Raw genomic sequence first — 16,370 nt, 5'->3', positions numbered from 1 at the left:
TTTATAGCGAGGGATCTCTCCATGAAACACTTTTTCCTCCTCACCACCTGTCTGCTGGTGCTGACCGCCTGCACGGCCGCGCAAACCTCCGTCCCTGCGGCCTCGCCTGCGCCGACTTCTGCCCCTGCGCCGACAGAAGCACCCGCAGCGACTCCCACCACGGTGCCCTTCTCCGTCCCGGCCCCGTACAGCGACCTATCCTACCTGCCGGAACTGTCTTGGGACGCCGCGCATCAAAAGCAGACCTACCAACCTGGCGAATACGATCGCCTCAGCCTCAACACCTACTCTTTCAATGACCGCACCGTCCTTGCCGGGGCCGAGGAGGAAACCGCCGCATTACTGGAAGCGGGCAGAGACCCCGGCCTCGGTGTGCGGTCGCTGCAGGCCCGCAGCATCACCGGGCAGGGCGTCAATGTTGCCATCATCGACCAGCCACTGCTGACGGACCATCCCGAAATTTCCGACGCCATCGTTGACTATTACGACGCAGGCGGCTATACGGACGAGGGCACCATGCACGGCCCCGCCGTGGCCAGCATTCTGGCGGGAAAAACGATCGGCGTTGCGCCGGGCGCACATATCTATTACGCGGTCACGCCCGGCACAGCCGACAGCCGCCCCTACGCCGACGCCCTTCATTACATCCTTGCCTTAAATGATACCCTGCCGGAAAGCGAAAAAATTCGTGCCGTGTCGGTGTCTGCCAATCCGGGGGATGCCAGTTTTTTTGAAAACGCCGGCCTCTGGCAGGCGGCTCTTTCCGACGCCGAGGACGCGGGCCTTCTGGTACTGACCGTGCAAGGCGCAAGCGCAGGCTCTGCGCGTCTCGTGCCGGGTCTTGCCGCCTTCGACCCAGCCCAGCGGGATACCCCCGCAGCCTGCCGGATGGGCCAGCCCGGGGCTTTCCTTATCACCCCCCTCGCCAGGAAAAATCCAAACTATGTGGGCGTGCCCTGCGCCTACCGCACCGTAGCCGAGGAATACATTTCCGAGCAGTGCGGCTACCGATATGACGTGCAGGGCGGCTTGAGCTGGGGCATCCCCTACTGCGTCGGAGTAATGGCGCTGGGCTGGCAGGTCGCCCCCGCCCTCACCAATGAGGAAATGCTTGCCCTGCTTGTCTCCACCGCAGCCCCAACCGCCGACGGTGCCCGCATGATCGACCCCGTAAAATTTATAGAAGCCGTAGAAAACCGATACACGTAAAAAATTGCAGGGGCGAACATTGTTCGCCCCTGCAAAGCGTTCTTCCTCAGCACAACGGTGCCACCAACCTCAGCACCGCACTATACATTGTCCCCACAAACCCGGTGCGGCAATCCCCCAGCGTCAATTCTTTGCTCTCCCGCTCAATTTCCGCCAAATCTTTCCGCACATCTTCCAGCACAGCCCCGCCGTAGATCAGCACACTGTTCTCAAAGTGTAAATACAAACTGCGATAATCCAGGTTCACGGTACCCACTGCCGCAATGCGGTCGTCCACCAGCCAGGTTTTGGCGTGCAAAAAGCCCGGCGTGTAGCTGTAAATCTTCACCCCCGCCCGCAAAAGATGCGGGAAATAACTCCGCGTCAGCTGATAAATTGTCGGCTTGTCGGGCACGCCGGGCGTGTAGATGCGCACATCCACGCCGCGCTTGGCTGCCAGCCGCAGGCAGGTCAGCAGGTCGTTATCCAGTATCAGGTACGGCGTGCAGATGTACAGCCGCCGCTGCGCCTGGTTGATAAGTTCCAGGTAGACGTTTTTCGCCACGGCCTCGCGGTCCACCGGGCTGTCAGCGAAAGGCTGCACCAGGCAGTCCGTTTTGACCGGCGCGGCCAGCGGCAGGTCGCGGTCCATGTCGATTTCCTCGTCGGGGTACTGCGCTTTCCAGAACGTCAAAAAGATGTTCGCCAGCGCAGTCGCACCGGGGCCTTTCAGCCGCACGCCGCTGTCCTTCCAGTAGCCGAACCGCTCCAATTTGTTGATATACTCGTCCGCCAGGTTCACGCCGCCGGTAAAGCCGATTTTGCCGTCAATGACCATGATCTTTCGGTGGTCGCGGTTGTTCATGACCAAATTCAGCAGCGGCACGCAGCGGTTGAAGCTGAACGCCCGGATGCCGTCGGCCCGCATCATTTCAGCGTAGTTGTGGGGCAGCAGGCTCAGGCAGCCCGCATCGTCGTAGATGACCCGCACGTCCAGCCCTGCGGCGGCTTTCTGGCGCAGGATCTCGTGAATTTGCCCCCACATCTCGCCCATGCCGATGATAAAGCTCTCCACATAGATGCTGTGCTCGGCACTTTGCAGCGCGGGCAGCATATCGGCAAACATACTCTGGCCATCGGGGTAGTATTTCACCGCCGTGTCCCCGCACAACGGCGCGGGGGCGTAGTCGTGCAGATAGCGCGCTGTCTCGGCCGCGCGGGGGTTCTGCTTCCGCAGGGCAGCCACAGCGGCAGGGTCCTCGCGCCGGGTGTGGGCCATGGCGGTTTCGGCGCGTTCCAGCCGGTGGCGCAGGCCCAGCGCCGGGCGCTTGTTGCCCCACAGCAGGTAGAGCAGCCCGCCCTGTACCGGCATAAGCATAAAAATGATCATCCAGCTGATTTTAAACTCCGGCGCGGTGGAATCCTGCCGGATAAGCGCCAGGCACATAATGACGCTGAGCGCCAGCCCCACGCCGTTGAGCCAAGTCGAATAGGCGTCGAGCCAGTGGAACACCGAGAACAGCCAGAACACTTGCAGCAGCACCAGTGTTACCGTGATGACCAGGCGGCTGAACACCAGGTTCAGCACCCTGCGCAGCATCAGCCGCCAATTCCGTTTTTTCATAAGCACACCTCAATAGCAAAAAAGACCGCACCCATCCCACAGGGGGACGGCGTGCGGCCTTGCATTCAGAATTTCTTACAGACGGTCAATGGCAGCCATGCAGTCTGTCATAGACAGAAACGTCACGGCGCAGTTGGAGCCGATAAACCAGCGCTCGTCCCCATTACAGACGATTTTGCGGATAAGTTTGCCGTGGTACTCAGTCTGGATATAAATTCCATTGGGCACGCTCTTTCCCTCCCAGATATAGTAGTGTGGGCCGGGCGGATGTGCCACATCATGGCGTCCCGCACCGCGGCTGTACCCCAATTATGCCATAAAATCCGGCCGGGCGCAAGGTATTTTTCGCCGTAGTTTATGTACGATTCGCCCCATTTTTTGGCACAACGCACAAAGGCCGCATAACAAAAGGCTTTGCTGTCCCTCACTTTTTGCACTTTGGATGCAAAGGGGCTGATTTTCCATGAAATTTGTAAAAAAATGTTGCGAGATTTTACGAAACGTGTATAATATATAGTAGTATATTGTGTAGCAGTATCTCTCAATACTGCCCAATTTCAGCATTAGTGACCGGAGGAGCTTAGCTATGACAAAACTGGAAACGCTGCAGTTGAAACTGACTGCGACCCGCGTGCGCATGGGTGTGATCGAAGCCACCCACGGTGCCGGGTGCGGTCATCCGGGCGGCAGCCTGTCCGCGGCGGACGTCCTTACTTACCTGTATTTCCGTGAAATGCGCATTGACCCCGAACAGCCCCAGGATCCCAACCGGGATCGTTTTGTGCTGAGCAAGGGCCACTGCGCCCCCGGCCTGTATGCCACGCTGGCGGAGCGCGGCTTCTTCCCGGTCGCCGACCTGCCCACGCTGCGCCATTCCAACAGCTATCTGCAGGGCCACCCCAACATGAACACCGTGCCCGGCGTCGATATGAGCACCGGCAGCCTGGGCCAGGGCGTTTCCGCCGCCTGCGGCATGGCGCTGGCCGCCAAGCAGAGCGGCTCCGACATCAACGTCTACACCCTGCTGGGTGACGGCGAGATCGAGGAAGGCGAGTGCTGGGAGGCTTTCATGTTTGCCAACCACTACAAGCTGGATAACCTGTGCATCATGGTCGATGTCAACGGCCTGCAGATCGACGGCGCGACCCGCGACGTCATGAACTCTGAGCCGCTGGACAAGAAGATGGATGCCTTCGGCTTCAACACCATCGTCTGCAACGGCAATTCCTTTTCCGATTTGGAGCAGGCTTTTAAGATGTTTGACCTGTCCCACGGCAGCGGCAAACCCACCTGCTTCCTGCTGCGCACCACCAAAGGTCTGGGCGTCAGCTACATGGAGAATGCCGTTGACTGGCACGGTAAAGCCCCCAACGACGAGGAATATGCACAGGCAATGACTGAGCTGCGCGCCGCTCACGCTTCGCTGGAAAAGGAGATCGAGTTCAACAATGGCTGATATCAAGAAAATTGCTACCCGCGTCAGCTACGGCAATACGCTGGTAGAGCTGGCCCAGCAGGGCGCTGACAATCTGGTGGTTTTTGACGCCGACCTGGCCGCCGCCACCAAGACCGAGATTTTCCGCAAGGCTTACCCCGAGCGCCACTTTGACTGCGGCATTGCCGAGCAGAACATGGTGGGCGTCGCCGCCGGTATGTCCACGATGGGCTATGTGCCCTTTGTTTCCAGCTTCGCCATGTTCGTGGCGGGCCGCGGCTTTGAGCAGATTCGCAACTCCATCGGCTACCCGCACCTGAACGTGAAGATTGCCGCCACCCACGCCGGCCTGTCTGTCGGTGAGGACGGCGCCTCCCACCAGTGCTGCGAGGATATCGCCCTGATGCGCTCCATCCCCGGAATGGTCGTCATCAGCCCGGCCGACGATGTCGAGGCCCGCGCCGCCGTCATCGCCGCCTACAACTACCAGGGCCCTGTCTACCTGCGCTTTTCCCGCCTGGCCACGCCGGTTTTCCATGACCCGGAGACCTACGAGTTCGAGATCGGCAAGGGCGAGAAGCTGACCGACGGTTACGACATCGCCGTCATTTCCACCGGCCTGATGACCAACGAGGCACTGCGCGCCGCCGTGCTGGCCAAGCGCCAGGGCATGAACGTCCGCGTCATCAATATGCCCACCATCAAGCCCATCGATGAGGAGATCATCCTGACCGCCGCCCGCGAGTGCGGCCGCATCATCACCGTCGAGGAGCACAGCGTCATCGGCGGCCTGGGCGAGGCTGTCTGCGCTGTTGTCAGCGAGAAGCTGCCCTGCGTCGTGCGCCGCATCGGCGTCCAGGATCAGTTCGGCCACTCCGGCCCCGCGAACGAGGTCCTGCGTGACTACGGCCTCTCCGCCGAGAACATCGTCAACGTCATCCGCGAGATGGTCCGCCCCGAAAACAAGTAATTTCCCCAAATAACCCAACAGCCCTTGAGGATAAGTTCCTCAAGGGCTGTTTTTTGTTGTAGGTGGCGGCGTCCTTGACGCCCCCCAGGGGAGGTACCGAGCGAAAGCGGAGGGGCTTTGCCGGGCCTTTCCGCAGCCGCCGGAGCGGTGCTTAAGCCGCAAGGCGGGAATTGTGCGGTGTTGCCTTAGAACTGCTCCACCCTAAATACGGTCGCTCCGCTGGCCTTGGCTGCTTCCAGCCCAATGCCCGAATCCTCAAAAATCATCGTCTCGGCAGGTGTCACGCGGAAATGTGCCATCGCCTTGCAATATCCTTCAGGGTCGGGTTTCTGCTTTTCCACGTCCTCGCCGGTCACGATCAGCCCAAACAGTTCCCGCACACCGAAATGCTCCAGCACCTCGGTGGCGTTCTGCTTGCTTCCGGTGGTCACACAGGCCAGGTCATGCCCGGCGGCCTGCATCGTGCGCAGTATCTCCATCAACGCCGTATTAGGCCGCACCACGTCCAAAAAGTCACTGTACAGCGCCTTTTTGCGGTCGTGTACCCGCTCTACATCGGCGGTGCTGGGTGTACCACCCATCAGCGGCGGCAAAAAACGCGTGTAGTGCCCGCCGTTGCAGCGCTCGGCGTAGTATTCATCGGTCACGGTAAAGCCCAGCTCTTCCAGTGCCGCGCGGTAGGACGCCGCGTTGGCGGGTACGGTGTCCAGCAGCGTGCCGTCCAGGTCCACACAGATCAGCATAGTTTTCCCTCTCCCTGTACAAAATCGGCCACATCGTTGGCCACCATCACCAGCCCGGCGTAGAACATCGGCGCGCGTTTGCGGTCCTTCGCCAGCTTGTAGGGCATCAGCCGCAGCCAGTGGACAACCTCGTGCATCAGGATGCTCTCCACCTGCTCCCGCGGGTAGCGGGCTTTCAGGTCGTCCAGCATGGCCGTCAGCAGCGCGTCATAGGCCGCCGACCGCGTCAGCTGGAAGTCGATGCGGTCATCCTGCACCGTCACCCGGGGTGTTTTCATCATGAACTCATAGCTGCCGTGCAGGCTTTGCAGCAGTTTGCCATAATCCAGGAACGGACTTTCGTGCAAGTTGCCAGTGTTCGGGTCGATGAGGTACCATCCGTCCGTGTCAGTGCGGCAGATGATGTTTTCAATGGTCAAATCGCCGTGGATGGTGCCCACCGGGTCCCCCGCAAACAGCTTGCGCAGCCGCTCATGGTCGAACATCCACCCCAGCTGGTTCAGGTTGCGGTAGGTCGTGCCGTTGATGCGCAGCGTGCTATACCCCATCAATTCCCGCAGGGCGCGATCGTCGTGCAGTTTTTTCAGGTTTCCGTCCACTTTTGTTTCGATGTACCGCTCAATTTTTTCCGCATCTGCCGGGCAGGCCGTGGGCTTGTAGAGCTTTTCTTCCAGCGTATCCAGTACTTCCCGCAAAATGCGCTGGCTGTTCGCCACGGGGTTGGAGTGCAGGTAGCGGAACATACCCACCGCCTGCGGGCTGTATGTCATGTCATACCAGCAATAACCGTTGTCCTCGCCGCTGCGCAGGATATCACACAGCGGCAGGCGGCTCTGCTGCGCCCGCAGCCAATCCAGCTGCTCAGCCAGCTTGTCGCCGTCCTTGCCAAAGGCATATTTGCGGTAGAACGTCGTTTCCTTGTCCATGCAGAGCATCGTCGTGGCGTTGGATCCCGCCGAATAGTCCTGCAAAATCGTGATATCCCGGTTCATCTGCAAGAACCGCTTGACATAATCCTTGTTTTCCAGGCCGAAATACTTGCTCAAAAACGCCGCGCGGTCGTGCTCGTCGGCCTGGGGCAGCAGATTTAAGTAATTTTCCCCCACCGGGGCCGCCTGGGTAGCGTGGTTCACTGCGCCGCGCACCGTTTCGGGCAGCAGCGTCGCCGCCCACATGATGACCAGCGGCAGTACCGACCACAGCACCAACAGGCCGCGCACCATCGGGGCCGCACCGCCCAGCATCCCGCCGGGCAGCAGCGCCGCCAAATCCGCCGCGTTGCGGCCAAACAGCAGGTCAAACACATCCACCAGCTGCATCGGCTGACCCGCCGCCGTCAGCGCCGCCGCCAGCGCCCCATAGGAACCCAGGTACGCCGCCCACATGACCAGTGTGTTCACCACAAGCCGCCCGATCTTGACGCGGCCCAGGTCCTTGAAGGTGTTGATGAGGCTCCAAAAGAACATCATGCCATCCAATTTCAGCGTATCGTTGAAGATACCGCAGAACGCCAGGCAGATTTTTTTCAGCCAGTCGCGCAGCAGCACCACCAGCACCAGCCCCACGGCCAGCACCAGCGAGAACACCAAGTAATACCGCGCCGCGCGGTGTACGACCTCGCCGCCAAACCCAGCAGCCCAGAAACCAATGAACCCCAGCGCCACGAACCACACATCCAAAAAACGGTCCATAATGACGGTAGCCAGGCTGAACCCGATGCCGCTCTTCATCCTCCGCCCGGTGAACACCGCGCGGAACACATCGCCCAGATGGAACGGCAGCACAAAGTTCAGCGCATAGCCGCCCGCCATACCGCGCAGCATCCGCCCACGCATCGGCCGCTCATAAATGCGGATGAACTGCTCCCACCGCAGCAGACGGAAGGTATGGCCCACCAGCACCAGCGCCAGTGCCAACACAAAATATAGTCCGATCATCAGTCCGTGACCCTCTCCCGCTTCTTTTTATCTTTCATCACCGCATAGATGATCCCCGCCGCAGGCAGGATCACAACCGGACAGCAGACTTTCATTGTCACCCCAGCTCGTCAAACCCGGCGCGATTTTCAGGCGCTTCGGCGGTGCGGTACTCGTCCGGCGTGCCGAAAGGCAGGTGCAGGTCGCAGGCAAAGCTCGCGATTTTTGCGCCCTGCGCCGCCAGCACATTGTAGATGCCGGAGACAAAAAACTCCTTGTATTCGCAGTTTTTTAGGTACTCGGCGCAGGCGTCGGCGTAGGTGCGCTTATCCTTAAAATAATACGCGCCGCAGATGGCGTCATGGCTGACGACCTGCTTTTCCACCGTATGGCAGACATTGCCGTCCGCGCCGTACTGCAGGTAGCTGTAGGCCGGGGAATCGCTCTCAAAGGTCAGCAGCGCCCCCGCAGGGCCATCGGCAAAGCGGCCCTTTTCGCAGAACGCATTGAACGCGCTGCAGATAAACAGGTGGTCGCAATCATTGAAAAGGATCGGCTCACCGTCGGGCAGGCCCTCGCAGCCCTTCAGTGCCGTGACAGCCGCCCCCTCGGTCACCTCCGGCAGGGCAATGATGCGCGCCTCAGGCCAGTATGTCCGGATCTTTTCGTCAATCGCAAAGTCGCGGATATGCTCCTGCAGCACAACAAAGGTGATGTCGGCGCAGTCCACATATTTCTCAATACTGCGCGCCGCCCAGTAAAAGAACGGCTTTCCGTTAATTTCAATCAATGGCTTCGGGCAGACAAATCCGTTTTCAAAAAAGCGGCTCCCCCGACCGGCCATGGGTAAAATCAAATGCAGCTTACTCATAAGAAGCTCCTTTTTAAATAATAGATAAAAGATAATAGATAATAAAAATGGTGGTTCGCGGTGCTGGCGCACCGCTTCAAAATTTCTCTACGACCGTAAGGGCGCATTCCATATGCGCCCATTCTGCTTTGGGCAACGCCGCGGGCGGATATGGAATCCTCCCCTACAATTTTGTTTTGACCTTCAGGTCAAAACTCCCCATCTTTTATTATCTTTTATCTATTATTTCTTATCTTTTTCCGCCAGCATCTTCGTTTCTGCCTCGATGACCCGGCTCAGGCCTGTCTCGATGTCCACCTGCGGCTGCCAGCCGTAGGCCTCGCGGGCGTGGGTGTTGTCGCACTGGCTGAACTTGTTCACCTCATGGTCAAGGATCTCCGGCTTGATGCCGTAGGCCCCGCCGTACAGCTCGGGATATTTGGCCCAATAATGGCTGCTCGGGCAGTACTTGGCCTCGATGCTCTTGTCCATCAGGCGGCTGGCAATGGCATACAGCTCCTTAACGGAATAGCTGCGGTTGCTGGAGACATTCACCGCGTCAAAGCCCTTCTGGGGCTGCTCCACCACGCGCAGCGCCAGCGCGATCAGGTCATCGACATAGATATAATCGCGGCGCTGGTTGCCGTCAGAGTGGAACTCCGGCGTGCGGTCATAGTACAGCTCGCGGATCATGTAGCCCACAAACGGCGGCTGCTTGCGCAGGCAGTCGATGTGGGGGCCGTAGACATTGGCAAAGCGCAGGCAGGTCACGGTCATGCCGTAGGTGTCGGCAAAGCTCTGGGCAAACCGCTCGCCGCAGTACTTCGTGTTGGGGTAGATCAGCGTCGGCGGGTTGAACTTCGACTCCACGGTCGGGAACTCAGTCTCGTTCTCATACATAGCGTTGGTGGAGGCCTGCACCAGCTGCCGGATGCCGGTACGGCGGCCTGCCTCCAGCAGGTTCACAAGGCCCAGCGTATTGACCTCGATGGCCTGCACAGGGTCGCTCTGGCAGTCCGGCAGGGGGGCAATGCCCGCAATGTTGTACACGACCTCGAACTTTTCTTCCTCAAACAGCTGGAGCATCCCGGCCTTGTCGCGGATATCCATCTTCCGCACCTCGGCACCGAAATCATGGTCGTCAAACTTCAGGTTGTCCAGATTGCCGTAGGAAAAGTTGTCGATACCCACGACCTCATCGCCGCGCTGCCACAGCTTGTGCCAGAGCTGACCGCCGATAAACCCGGCTGCACCCGTTACCAGAACCTTCATTGCAAAAACCTCCTTACAGGTTGGACGCTACGACCTCGTAGCTGTAATCCTCAATAATGTTGTCGCGCCACTCGCGCGCAACAAACGCCTTCGGCCCTGCCAGATACTTCCCGCAGAGCTTGAGCAGGCTGACGCCGAAGCTGGTCAGCTTATTGTTGCTGACCTGATCCTCCTCGCGCCAGCTGATGGGGAAGAACAGCACCCGCTGTTTCATCTGGCAGAGCGCCAGGATCATGCAGTCGTTAAAATACAGCGTATCCGGGAACTTTTTGTAGTACTCGGTTTTCAGCGGCTCGACTGCGTACAGGTTCAGCCCGCTGCCCAGATCGGTAATTTTCTTGCGGGCCACTACACTGAACAGCCAGTTGAAGCCGTGGTTGCCCACGACGCGCAAGGCGCTGTACCCGCCGATCTTGCTGCCCTTCATAAAGCGGGAGCCGAGGCAGCAGTCGTAGTTTTTGTATGTGCCATCTTCCAGAATCGGGAGCAGGTCCGCAATGGCCCCCTGGTCGTCGCCGTGCAGCACCACCAGATGCTCATACCCATGGGCCGCCGCATAGCCGAAGGCCACCTTATGGCTGCCGCCCAGGCCGTAGTTTTGGTCGTTGCGCAGCAAACGCACCGGGGCGTCAGGGTGGCGGGCCATCCAGTCCTGCACGGCGCTCTCGGTGCCGTCGGTGGCGCGGTTGTTCACCACGATGCACTCCCCCACCCAGGGGGCAATGCGCTTATCCAACAGCTGGGAAAGCACACGCGTGACCTGCTTTTCGCAGTTGTAGGCAGGGATAAATACCAGCAGTTTTTCCATGTTCTGCTCCTTTGCATCATTATCGGGGCGGGCATACCGCTCTGCATTATTATACATCACACCGGGCACAACTACAACCCATCACCCGCAGACCAGCACCTGCAAACTCGCGGTGCCATGCTGCACGGCATAGCGCTGTGTGATGGTAAAATTCGTTTCGATCCACTCGTGGAACTCCGTCATATCCCGCACCTCGGCGTCATCGTACAAAATGACATCGGGCTGTTTATCGGGCAGTTCGGTGTAATACTGTTCAAACCGCGGGTCGCTGTCGGTGCCGGAAATGACCGACGCCTGCGCCACGGTCAGCGTGCCGTCCGCCATCAAAAAGCCCAGGCCGTGCTGCTCGCCGATGGCCTGCAATACGGCCTGCCCAGCGTAGGGTTCCAGCGCCTCAACCAGGCACTCCTGCATATCGGCGGCCTTCTCGTCGGCGTAAATGCCCTTTGCGGGGCCGCTCTCAATGCGCACCAGCGGCGTGTCGACCACGCTGGCGGGCTTCCAGCCGGTCACCTCCACGCACCAGACGCGGCAGACCAGCAAAAATGCCAGTGCCGCCGCCAGGCAAATAGCCCCCTGCGCACGGCGGGCCGCGCCGCGCTTATCTCTCGCGTTCAGCATTGCCAGCGCACCGCAGACAGCGGGCCACATCAGGTACATAAAGGTCGGGGCCAGGCCCAGCAGCGTCGAGCGCAGGATCATTGCGTAGGCCGCCAACCCGGGCAGGTAACCCAGCCAGAACAGCGCCGCGCCGCCCGGCGTGCCGCGGCCTTTCCGGAACGCTGCCGCGCCCGCCAGCACCAGCACCGGCACAAACTGTCGTTCGTCAAGGCTGCGGTCCGCCACCGCACGCACCAGACATTGCAACGCCGCCAGTGCCGCCCACAGGCTCAGCACCCGGCACAAAGCATCCCCTTTGTCATAGAGGGCGGCGTCCCCGACGCCCCGCAAACGGAGCGCCCACATCAAAGCACAGACGAGTGCCGCTGCCGCCAACGGCCACACCAGCGATTTTGCCACGCTCCACGCCTGGGCGGCCAGCGCCGCCAGCCGCGCACCGGTGGTAAAATCATACTGCGGGTCGTGTAAAATCAGCTGCAAACGCGCCGCTAGCAGCGCCGGGTCAAACCCAACGCCCCACAGCGCATAGAGCAAAAATGCCGCGCCGCACCCGGCACAGCTGCCGGTCAGCAGCCAGACGCCGCGGGGAATGCCCCAGCGGCAGCGCTCGCCGCCGCGCCGCCCCAGCACAAACAGCCCCACCCACAGCACCGCAAACGCCGCAATACTCTGGGGGAACGCCAGATAGCCGAAGCAGGCGCAGACCGCTCCCACCGCCACGAGCCACGGTTTTTGAAACCCGCGGCTCACATAATGGTGCAGGCACAAAAACGCCGCCACAGTCCAATGGAACTGCTGGCCGGTGTAATCCGGCCCCAAAAACCACTTGGGCACAAAGGCAAACAGCACCAGCGCCGCCAGCAGCGCCCCGCGCCCGCCTAGATCCCGGCGGAACTCCCTGTAAAACGCATAGCTCATCGCGGCCTTGCACACCAGCACCACAAGCCGGAAAAACAGTAGCACGCCGGTCGTGCCGCCGGTCACAGCCATAAACGCCGCCAGCAGCGCCGCCGACGGCAGGCTGGAAAGCTGGTGCGGCTCCCACATCGAGTAGAACAGCCTGTCCCCGCTGACGAGCCGGAACCCCAGCGACAGCGCGTACTCTTCGTCGATTTCCAACCCCACAAAGGCGCTGCGCACCATGACCGCCGCACACACCAGGCAGAGCAGGGCCGCACCGCACCGGCGCAGCCGCGCGTTCTGCGCCGTCATCGGCCGGCCCCCAGCGTTTTGTGCAGCAGGGTATCCCGCAGGCAGTACCAGCAGGGCAGGTAATTTTCGCAGAAGGCGCCCCATTTTCGCGCCAGAAATCCGCGCTGCTTCGTTTCTTTGTTTTTCACCGCCGCCACATCAAAGTAGCGGGCCTTGTCCCGCACCGATATCTTTTCCTCAAACGGCATATCCCAGCCCTCGGGATACCAGTAGGCCGGGGTCAGCAGGCGGTAATCGCTGCGCTCAGCCGCGTAGCGGTTCAGCTGGCTTTCGTCATGCCACAGGGCGATCACACCGTTCTGCAAGTCCTGCTCGGTGCGGCGTTCCAGCTCATGGCACAGCACCAGAAACGCCTCCGCCGTGCCACCGTTCAGCCCGCCGGAGACGTAGTCCTTCCCGCAGTTGTAGGGGATGTAGGCCGTGCTCTTGGGGTTGCGGTCGTAGGTATAAAACGGTGGCTTTTTGTTCCAGAAGCCCGGCTGCTGCACGAGCAGCAGATTTTCGCCCTTCTCGGGCCGGGGCAGAAATTCCTCCGCTGTAACGGTCTTTTTGCAGGTAAGATTCGCATTAAAGAAAAAGAGATAATCCATCCCCCGCAGCGCGTCCTCCTGCGTCAGAAAGATGGAGAACCGCTTCAGTGTGCTGTACGGCCAGGGGTAGGCCTCCTGGTAAATGCGGTGTACGCGGGGCGCGTCCTCATACTCAATGGCGGGGGCATCCGTAAAGACAAAGTATTCCTTCTCGCACCCGGGCAGGAACTTTTCCTCAAAGCTGCGGTAAAACTCCGGCCAGAACACCGTGTACTTGCCGGTACAGATGTACAGCATCCCGATTTTTGTCATGCGGCATCCCCCTTTCGTTTCAGCTTGCGCAGCACCTTCGCGCCGTACTGGCGCAGGTAGGCGGCGTCTTTGCCCCAGCTGTAGACGGCCAGGTTCAGCAGGTTGGGCACCACCAGCACCACCAGCACCCGGGGCGCCAGGCCCAGCCAGCCGCCGGGCATTCTGGCGCACAGCGCGTAGCTGCCGCCCATGCAGGCTGCCAGCGTGACCAGATGCAGCGCCTGTACGGCCAGGTAATGCCCCAGCCCGCCGCACATATACTGGCGGAACACGACCCGGATGCGCCCGGCCCACATGATGCAGTGGGCCACCACCGTGGCGATCAGTGCGCCGGTGATATCATACAGCGGGAACAGAATAAAGCTCAGCGCCAGGTTCACCGTGGCCGACGCCACCATGAACCACTGATCCTCCTCAAAATGGCCAAGCACCGCGCGGTAGGACCCCAGCATCCGGTGGTTCCAGCCGACGTACTCATTCAGGCAGAACACCAGCACAAAGCTCAGGGGCAGAAGCCATTTTTCGCCCATCCACGCGCCCATAAACGGCTGGAACAGGCAGAAATACGCAGTTGCCACAAAGCTGCCGAACAGGTAGCTGAACAGATCCATGCCCCAGAACACCTGCTTGTCGTGGTCGTTGGCGGCGGCGGATTTGTCGTAGACAATGTTGCCGATGGCCGCCGCAAAGCTGTCCATGACCTTGTTGCCCAGGTCGGTGGCGGAGGTGGAAATGGTATTGTAGTTGCCCAAAAACGTCGTCTGGGTCGAGCCGCCCATGCGGGACGTCACGATGGTATCCGACGAGCCGTAGATCGTGTTGGAGAGACGGTGTACCAAAAAATACCGCAAATCGTGGAAAATACCCAGCTCTTTAAAGTCGTTGACCGTGACTTTTACGTCATGCACATAGGGGAAGTCCTTTTTGAACCGCCGCGCAATGATCAGGTTTGCCATGACGTTAAAGAAGATCGTCACGCTGAAATACAGCACATAGTTCGGGAACCACAGCGAGACGGCAATTTTCGCCAGACTCGTCGCCACGTTGCAGCAAAAGTCAATCTGGGTGCAGCGGTAGCCCTGCTGGGTGCAGGTGTACATCAGGCGGCGGGTTATCAAAAAGTAGCTGCACAGCGTCGAAACCACGTTCAGCCCGTACACGGTGTAGGCCGTGGCGGCGGGCACATCGGGCATGATCCACCGCAGCACAGCCGCGCCGATGAGTGCCAGCCCCGCAATGACCATGCCGACGACGCGGTACGCCCATTTGTACATCGACATATACTTGCTGATTTTTTCCTCATTTTTCGCGGCGATCTGCTCATACAGCCGGTAGCTGATAACGCTGCCGACGCCGAACTCTGCGATCGAGAAAAAGTTGAACAGCTGGCTGACGACCTGGGACGCCGTGGTGATCTGCGGGCCGAAGTTATCGACCAGCAGCCGCCGTGTGACCAGCCCCAGCAGCAACAGCAGCAGGCTGGAGCCAAGGGCGTAAGCCATATTCAGTAAGGTACGTTTGGTACGCAAGGCAGTTCCTTTCACAAAAGCCTTCCCCCAAGGGGGAAGGTGGCCCGGAGGGCCGGATGAGGGGAGAGTATGAGTTGTAAGCCGTTAATGGGCGGTGATGGCGAGGTTAGCCCTCATCAGTCGCCTACGGCGACAGCTTCAGTCTCCGCGTCAAGAGCCGCCTACGGCGGTTACGCTTCGACACGCGCCTGCGGGCGCAGCCCCTTGGGGGAAGCCTTTAGCGGCGGCTCGCCGCCCACAGGGTAAATTTCGGCCCGAAGGTCTGCATCAGCTTTTGGAAAAGCCGCCAGTCCCGGCGGGTCTTTACCTCGGTGCCGCAGGCATACAATGGCCGCAGCTGCTGGATGTAGGGCAGGCAAGCCTTGCGGATGGCGGCATCCTTCACCACCGCTGTGCGGGCCTGCGGCCAGAACACATCGGCCGCCGCGTTCTCCATGACGGCATAGGTCTCGGCATCCACCGCGCCGCTGGCCGAGAGTTTCGCCAGCCGCCGCTGGGCCGCCGCCAGCCCCTTGAACCGCTTGGGCAGGTTTTTCGCGTCAGTCAGCAGGCTGCCCTGCCGCCCCACGCGGTAGTGGGTGAACACCACATCCAAAAAATACAGCCGTTCGCACTTTGTCAGCAATTCCAAATCAAAAGGCCAGTCCTCGGCCCAGACGCAGTCGGGCAAAAACCTCACGCCGCTTTCGGCCAAAAACGACCGCCGGATGCAGTATTTCCACACCGACCAGTGCCCCGCGCCGTACAGCGCTTTCAGCCGGGCGGCGTAGTCGCTGCTGTCAAACAACCCGGGCACCAGATGCAGCCCCGCGTGTTCGGTCAGGCTGCCGTCGGGCTGCCATTCCAGATGCTTGCCGATGAACCAATCGTACTCCGGGTGGGCGGCCAGCTCGGTGCGCAGCGCCGCCAGCAGCCCGGGGGCCATGGCGTCGTCGCTGTCCAAAAACAGCACCCACTCGCCCTGGGCGTGCTTTAGTCCGGTGTTGCGGGCAGCGGCCAGGCCGCCGTTTTTCCGGTGGACGACCTGCATGCCGGGGATCTCGGCGGCGAACGCGTCGCACATTGTCCCGCTCATATCGGTGGATCCATCGTCCACAAGGATGCACTCCCAATCGCGCTCCCCCGTCTGCTCCGCCACGCTCTTGACACACGCCGCGAGGTAATTCTGCACATTATACACCGGTACAATAATAGAAAATCGCGGCATAACGTTCTCCTTCTCTATGCCTTCCCCCGTCGGGGGAAGGTGGCCCCGCAGGGCCGGATGAGGGGCAGCCTTGCCCCGGCAGCCCCCTTGCCTTGTTGTAGGGGCCGATGCTCACATCGGCCCGCGCAGCACTGTCCCAACAGCGGCCAAATG

Annotated in this window: 14 protein-coding genes; 3 read left to right on the top strand and 11 right to left on the bottom strand. The window is 60.4% G+C overall.

Annotated features, from left to right (window positions below; all coding sequences use genetic code 11):
* The first annotated feature begins 21 nt into the window (after positions 1-21).
* Complete coding sequence (locus tag GPK89_RS00610) at positions 22-1,209, top strand: S8 family serine peptidase (protein WP_215690690.1); 1,188 nt, start codon at positions 22-24, stop codon at positions 1,207-1,209.
* Between the two features lie 46 nt (positions 1,210-1,255).
* Here GPK89_RS00610 and cls read toward each other — a convergent pair whose 3' ends face one another.
* A complete protein-coding gene (gene cls / locus GPK89_RS00605) occupies positions 1,256-2,812 on the bottom strand; it encodes a cardiolipin synthase (RefSeq protein ID WP_252261386.1) in 1,557 nt (518 codons plus the stop codon).
* A 75-nt stretch (positions 2,813-2,887) separates the two neighbouring features.
* Positions 2,888-3,040 (bottom strand): hypothetical protein, encoded by a 153-nt coding sequence (locus GPK89_RS00600; protein ID WP_215690688.1) that lies wholly within the window; start codon positions 3,038-3,040, stop codon positions 2,888-2,890.
* A 358-nt stretch (positions 3,041-3,398) separates the two neighbouring features.
* Here GPK89_RS00600 and GPK89_RS00595 point away from each other — a divergent pair, with 358 nt between their 5' ends.
* Positions 3,399-4,268, top strand: a complete 870-nt coding sequence (locus GPK89_RS00595; protein WP_215690685.1) for a transketolase — start codon at positions 3,399-3,401, stop codon at positions 4,266-4,268.
* The gene (locus GPK89_RS00590) at positions 4,261-5,217 is read left to right on the top strand and encodes a transketolase family protein (RefSeq protein ID WP_215690676.1); all 957 of its coding nucleotides are present in this window, start codon (positions 4,261-4,263) and stop codon (positions 5,215-5,217) included. Before GPK89_RS00595 ends, GPK89_RS00590 begins: the two co-directional genes overlap by 8 nt.
* Positions 5,218-5,402: 185 nt before the next feature.
* On the opposite strand, the gene GPK89_RS00585 is transcribed toward GPK89_RS00590, so the two are convergent.
* The 9 genes from GPK89_RS00585 to GPK89_RS00545 form a co-directional block, all read right to left on the bottom strand.
* Complete coding sequence (locus tag GPK89_RS00585; protein ID WP_215690675.1) at positions 5,403-5,960, bottom strand: HAD family hydrolase; 558 nt, start codon at positions 5,958-5,960, stop codon at positions 5,403-5,405.
* The gene (locus GPK89_RS00580; RefSeq protein ID WP_215690674.1) at positions 5,954-7,897 is read right to left on the bottom strand and encodes a lysylphosphatidylglycerol synthase transmembrane domain-containing protein; all 1,944 of its coding nucleotides are present in this window, start codon (positions 7,895-7,897) and stop codon (positions 5,954-5,956) included. Before GPK89_RS00580 ends, GPK89_RS00585 begins: the two co-directional genes overlap by 7 nt.
* Positions 7,898-7,994: 97 nt before the next feature.
* Positions 7,995-8,747, bottom strand: coding sequence for an NTP transferase domain-containing protein (locus tag GPK89_RS00575; protein ID WP_215690672.1), 753 nt, complete (start codon positions 8,745-8,747; stop codon positions 7,995-7,997).
* A 222-nt stretch (positions 8,748-8,969) separates the two neighbouring features.
* On the bottom strand, positions 8,970-9,998 hold the full coding sequence (locus tag GPK89_RS00570; protein WP_215690671.1) for an NAD-dependent epimerase/dehydratase family protein: 1,029 nt from the start codon (positions 9,996-9,998) through the stop codon (positions 8,970-8,972).
* 13 nt (positions 9,999-10,011) lie between these two features.
* Positions 10,012-10,806 carry a glycosyltransferase family 2 protein gene (locus tag GPK89_RS00565; RefSeq protein WP_215690670.1) on the bottom strand — a complete coding sequence of 265 codons (795 nt, stop codon included), beginning with the start codon at positions 10,804-10,806 and terminating at the stop codon, positions 10,012-10,014.
* A gap of 81 nt (positions 10,807-10,887) precedes the next feature.
* Positions 10,888-12,639: a hypothetical protein gene (locus GPK89_RS00560; protein ID WP_215690669.1), complete on the bottom strand. Its 1,752-nt coding sequence runs from the start codon at positions 12,637-12,639 to the stop codon at positions 10,888-10,890.
* Positions 12,636-13,481: a family 6 glucosyltransferase gene (locus GPK89_RS00555; protein ID WP_215690667.1), complete on the bottom strand. Its 846-nt coding sequence runs from the start codon at positions 13,479-13,481 to the stop codon at positions 12,636-12,638. The genes GPK89_RS00560 and GPK89_RS00555 overlap by 4 nt, the downstream gene beginning before the upstream one ends.
* A complete protein-coding gene (locus GPK89_RS00550; protein ID WP_215690665.1) occupies positions 13,478-15,010 on the bottom strand; it encodes a polysaccharide biosynthesis C-terminal domain-containing protein in 1,533 nt (510 codons plus the stop codon). Before GPK89_RS00550 ends, GPK89_RS00555 begins: the two co-directional genes overlap by 4 nt.
* 217 nt (positions 15,011-15,227) lie before the next feature.
* Complete coding sequence (locus GPK89_RS00545; RefSeq protein WP_215690664.1) at positions 15,228-16,217, bottom strand: glycosyltransferase family 2 protein; 990 nt, start codon at positions 16,215-16,217, stop codon at positions 15,228-15,230.
* Between the last annotated feature and the right edge of the window lie 153 nt (positions 16,218-16,370).

It is taken from the genome of Gemmiger formicilis (assembly GCF_018784445.1).
Lineage (GTDB): Bacteria > Bacillota > Clostridia > Oscillospirales > Ruminococcaceae > Gemmiger.
The sequence above is the reverse complement of the archived record's forward strand: the minus strand, read 5'-3'. Positions and strand labels throughout refer to the sequence as shown.

What these genes read in the sequence shown, in the direction of transcription:
- GPK89_RS00580 (WP_215690674.1), bottom strand. Translation starts at nt 7,897, where the DNA reads ATGATCGGACTATATTTTGTGTTGGCACTGGCGCTGGTGCTGGTGGGC.
- GPK89_RS00595 (WP_215690685.1), top strand. Translation starts at nt 3,399, where the DNA reads ATGACAAAACTGGAAACGCTGCAGTTGAAACTGACTGCGACCCGCGTG.
- GPK89_RS00575 (WP_215690672.1), bottom strand. Translation starts at nt 8,747, where the DNA reads ATGAGTAAGCTGCATTTGATTTTACCCATGGCCGGTCGGGGGAGCCGC.
- GPK89_RS00590 (WP_215690676.1), top strand. Translation starts at nt 4,261, where the DNA reads ATGGCTGATATCAAGAAAATTGCTACCCGCGTCAGCTACGGCAATACG.
- GPK89_RS00560 (WP_215690669.1), bottom strand. Translation starts at nt 12,639, where the DNA reads ATGACGGCGCAGAACGCGCGGCTGCGCCGGTGCGGTGCGGCCCTGCTC.
- GPK89_RS00585 (WP_215690675.1), bottom strand. Translation starts at nt 5,960, where the DNA reads ATGCTGATCTGTGTGGACCTGGACGGCACGCTGCTGGACACCGTACCC.
- GPK89_RS00570 (WP_215690671.1), bottom strand. Translation starts at nt 9,998, where the DNA reads ATGAAGGTTCTGGTAACGGGTGCAGCCGGGTTTATCGGCGGTCAGCTC.
- GPK89_RS00565 (WP_215690670.1), bottom strand. Translation starts at nt 10,806, where the DNA reads ATGGAAAAACTGCTGGTATTTATCCCTGCCTACAACTGCGAAAAGCAG.
- cls (WP_252261386.1), bottom strand. Translation starts at nt 2,812, where the DNA reads ATGAAAAAACGGAATTGGCGGCTGATGCTGCGCAGGGTGCTGAACCTG.
- GPK89_RS00555 (WP_215690667.1), bottom strand. Translation starts at nt 13,481, where the DNA reads ATGACAAAAATCGGGATGCTGTACATCTGTACCGGCAAGTACACGGTG.
- GPK89_RS00545 (WP_215690664.1), bottom strand. Translation starts at nt 16,217, where the DNA reads ATGCCGCGATTTTCTATTATTGTACCGGTGTATAATGTGCAGAATTAC.
- GPK89_RS00610 (WP_215690690.1), top strand. Translation starts at nt 22, where the DNA reads ATGAAACACTTTTTCCTCCTCACCACCTGTCTGCTGGTGCTGACCGCC.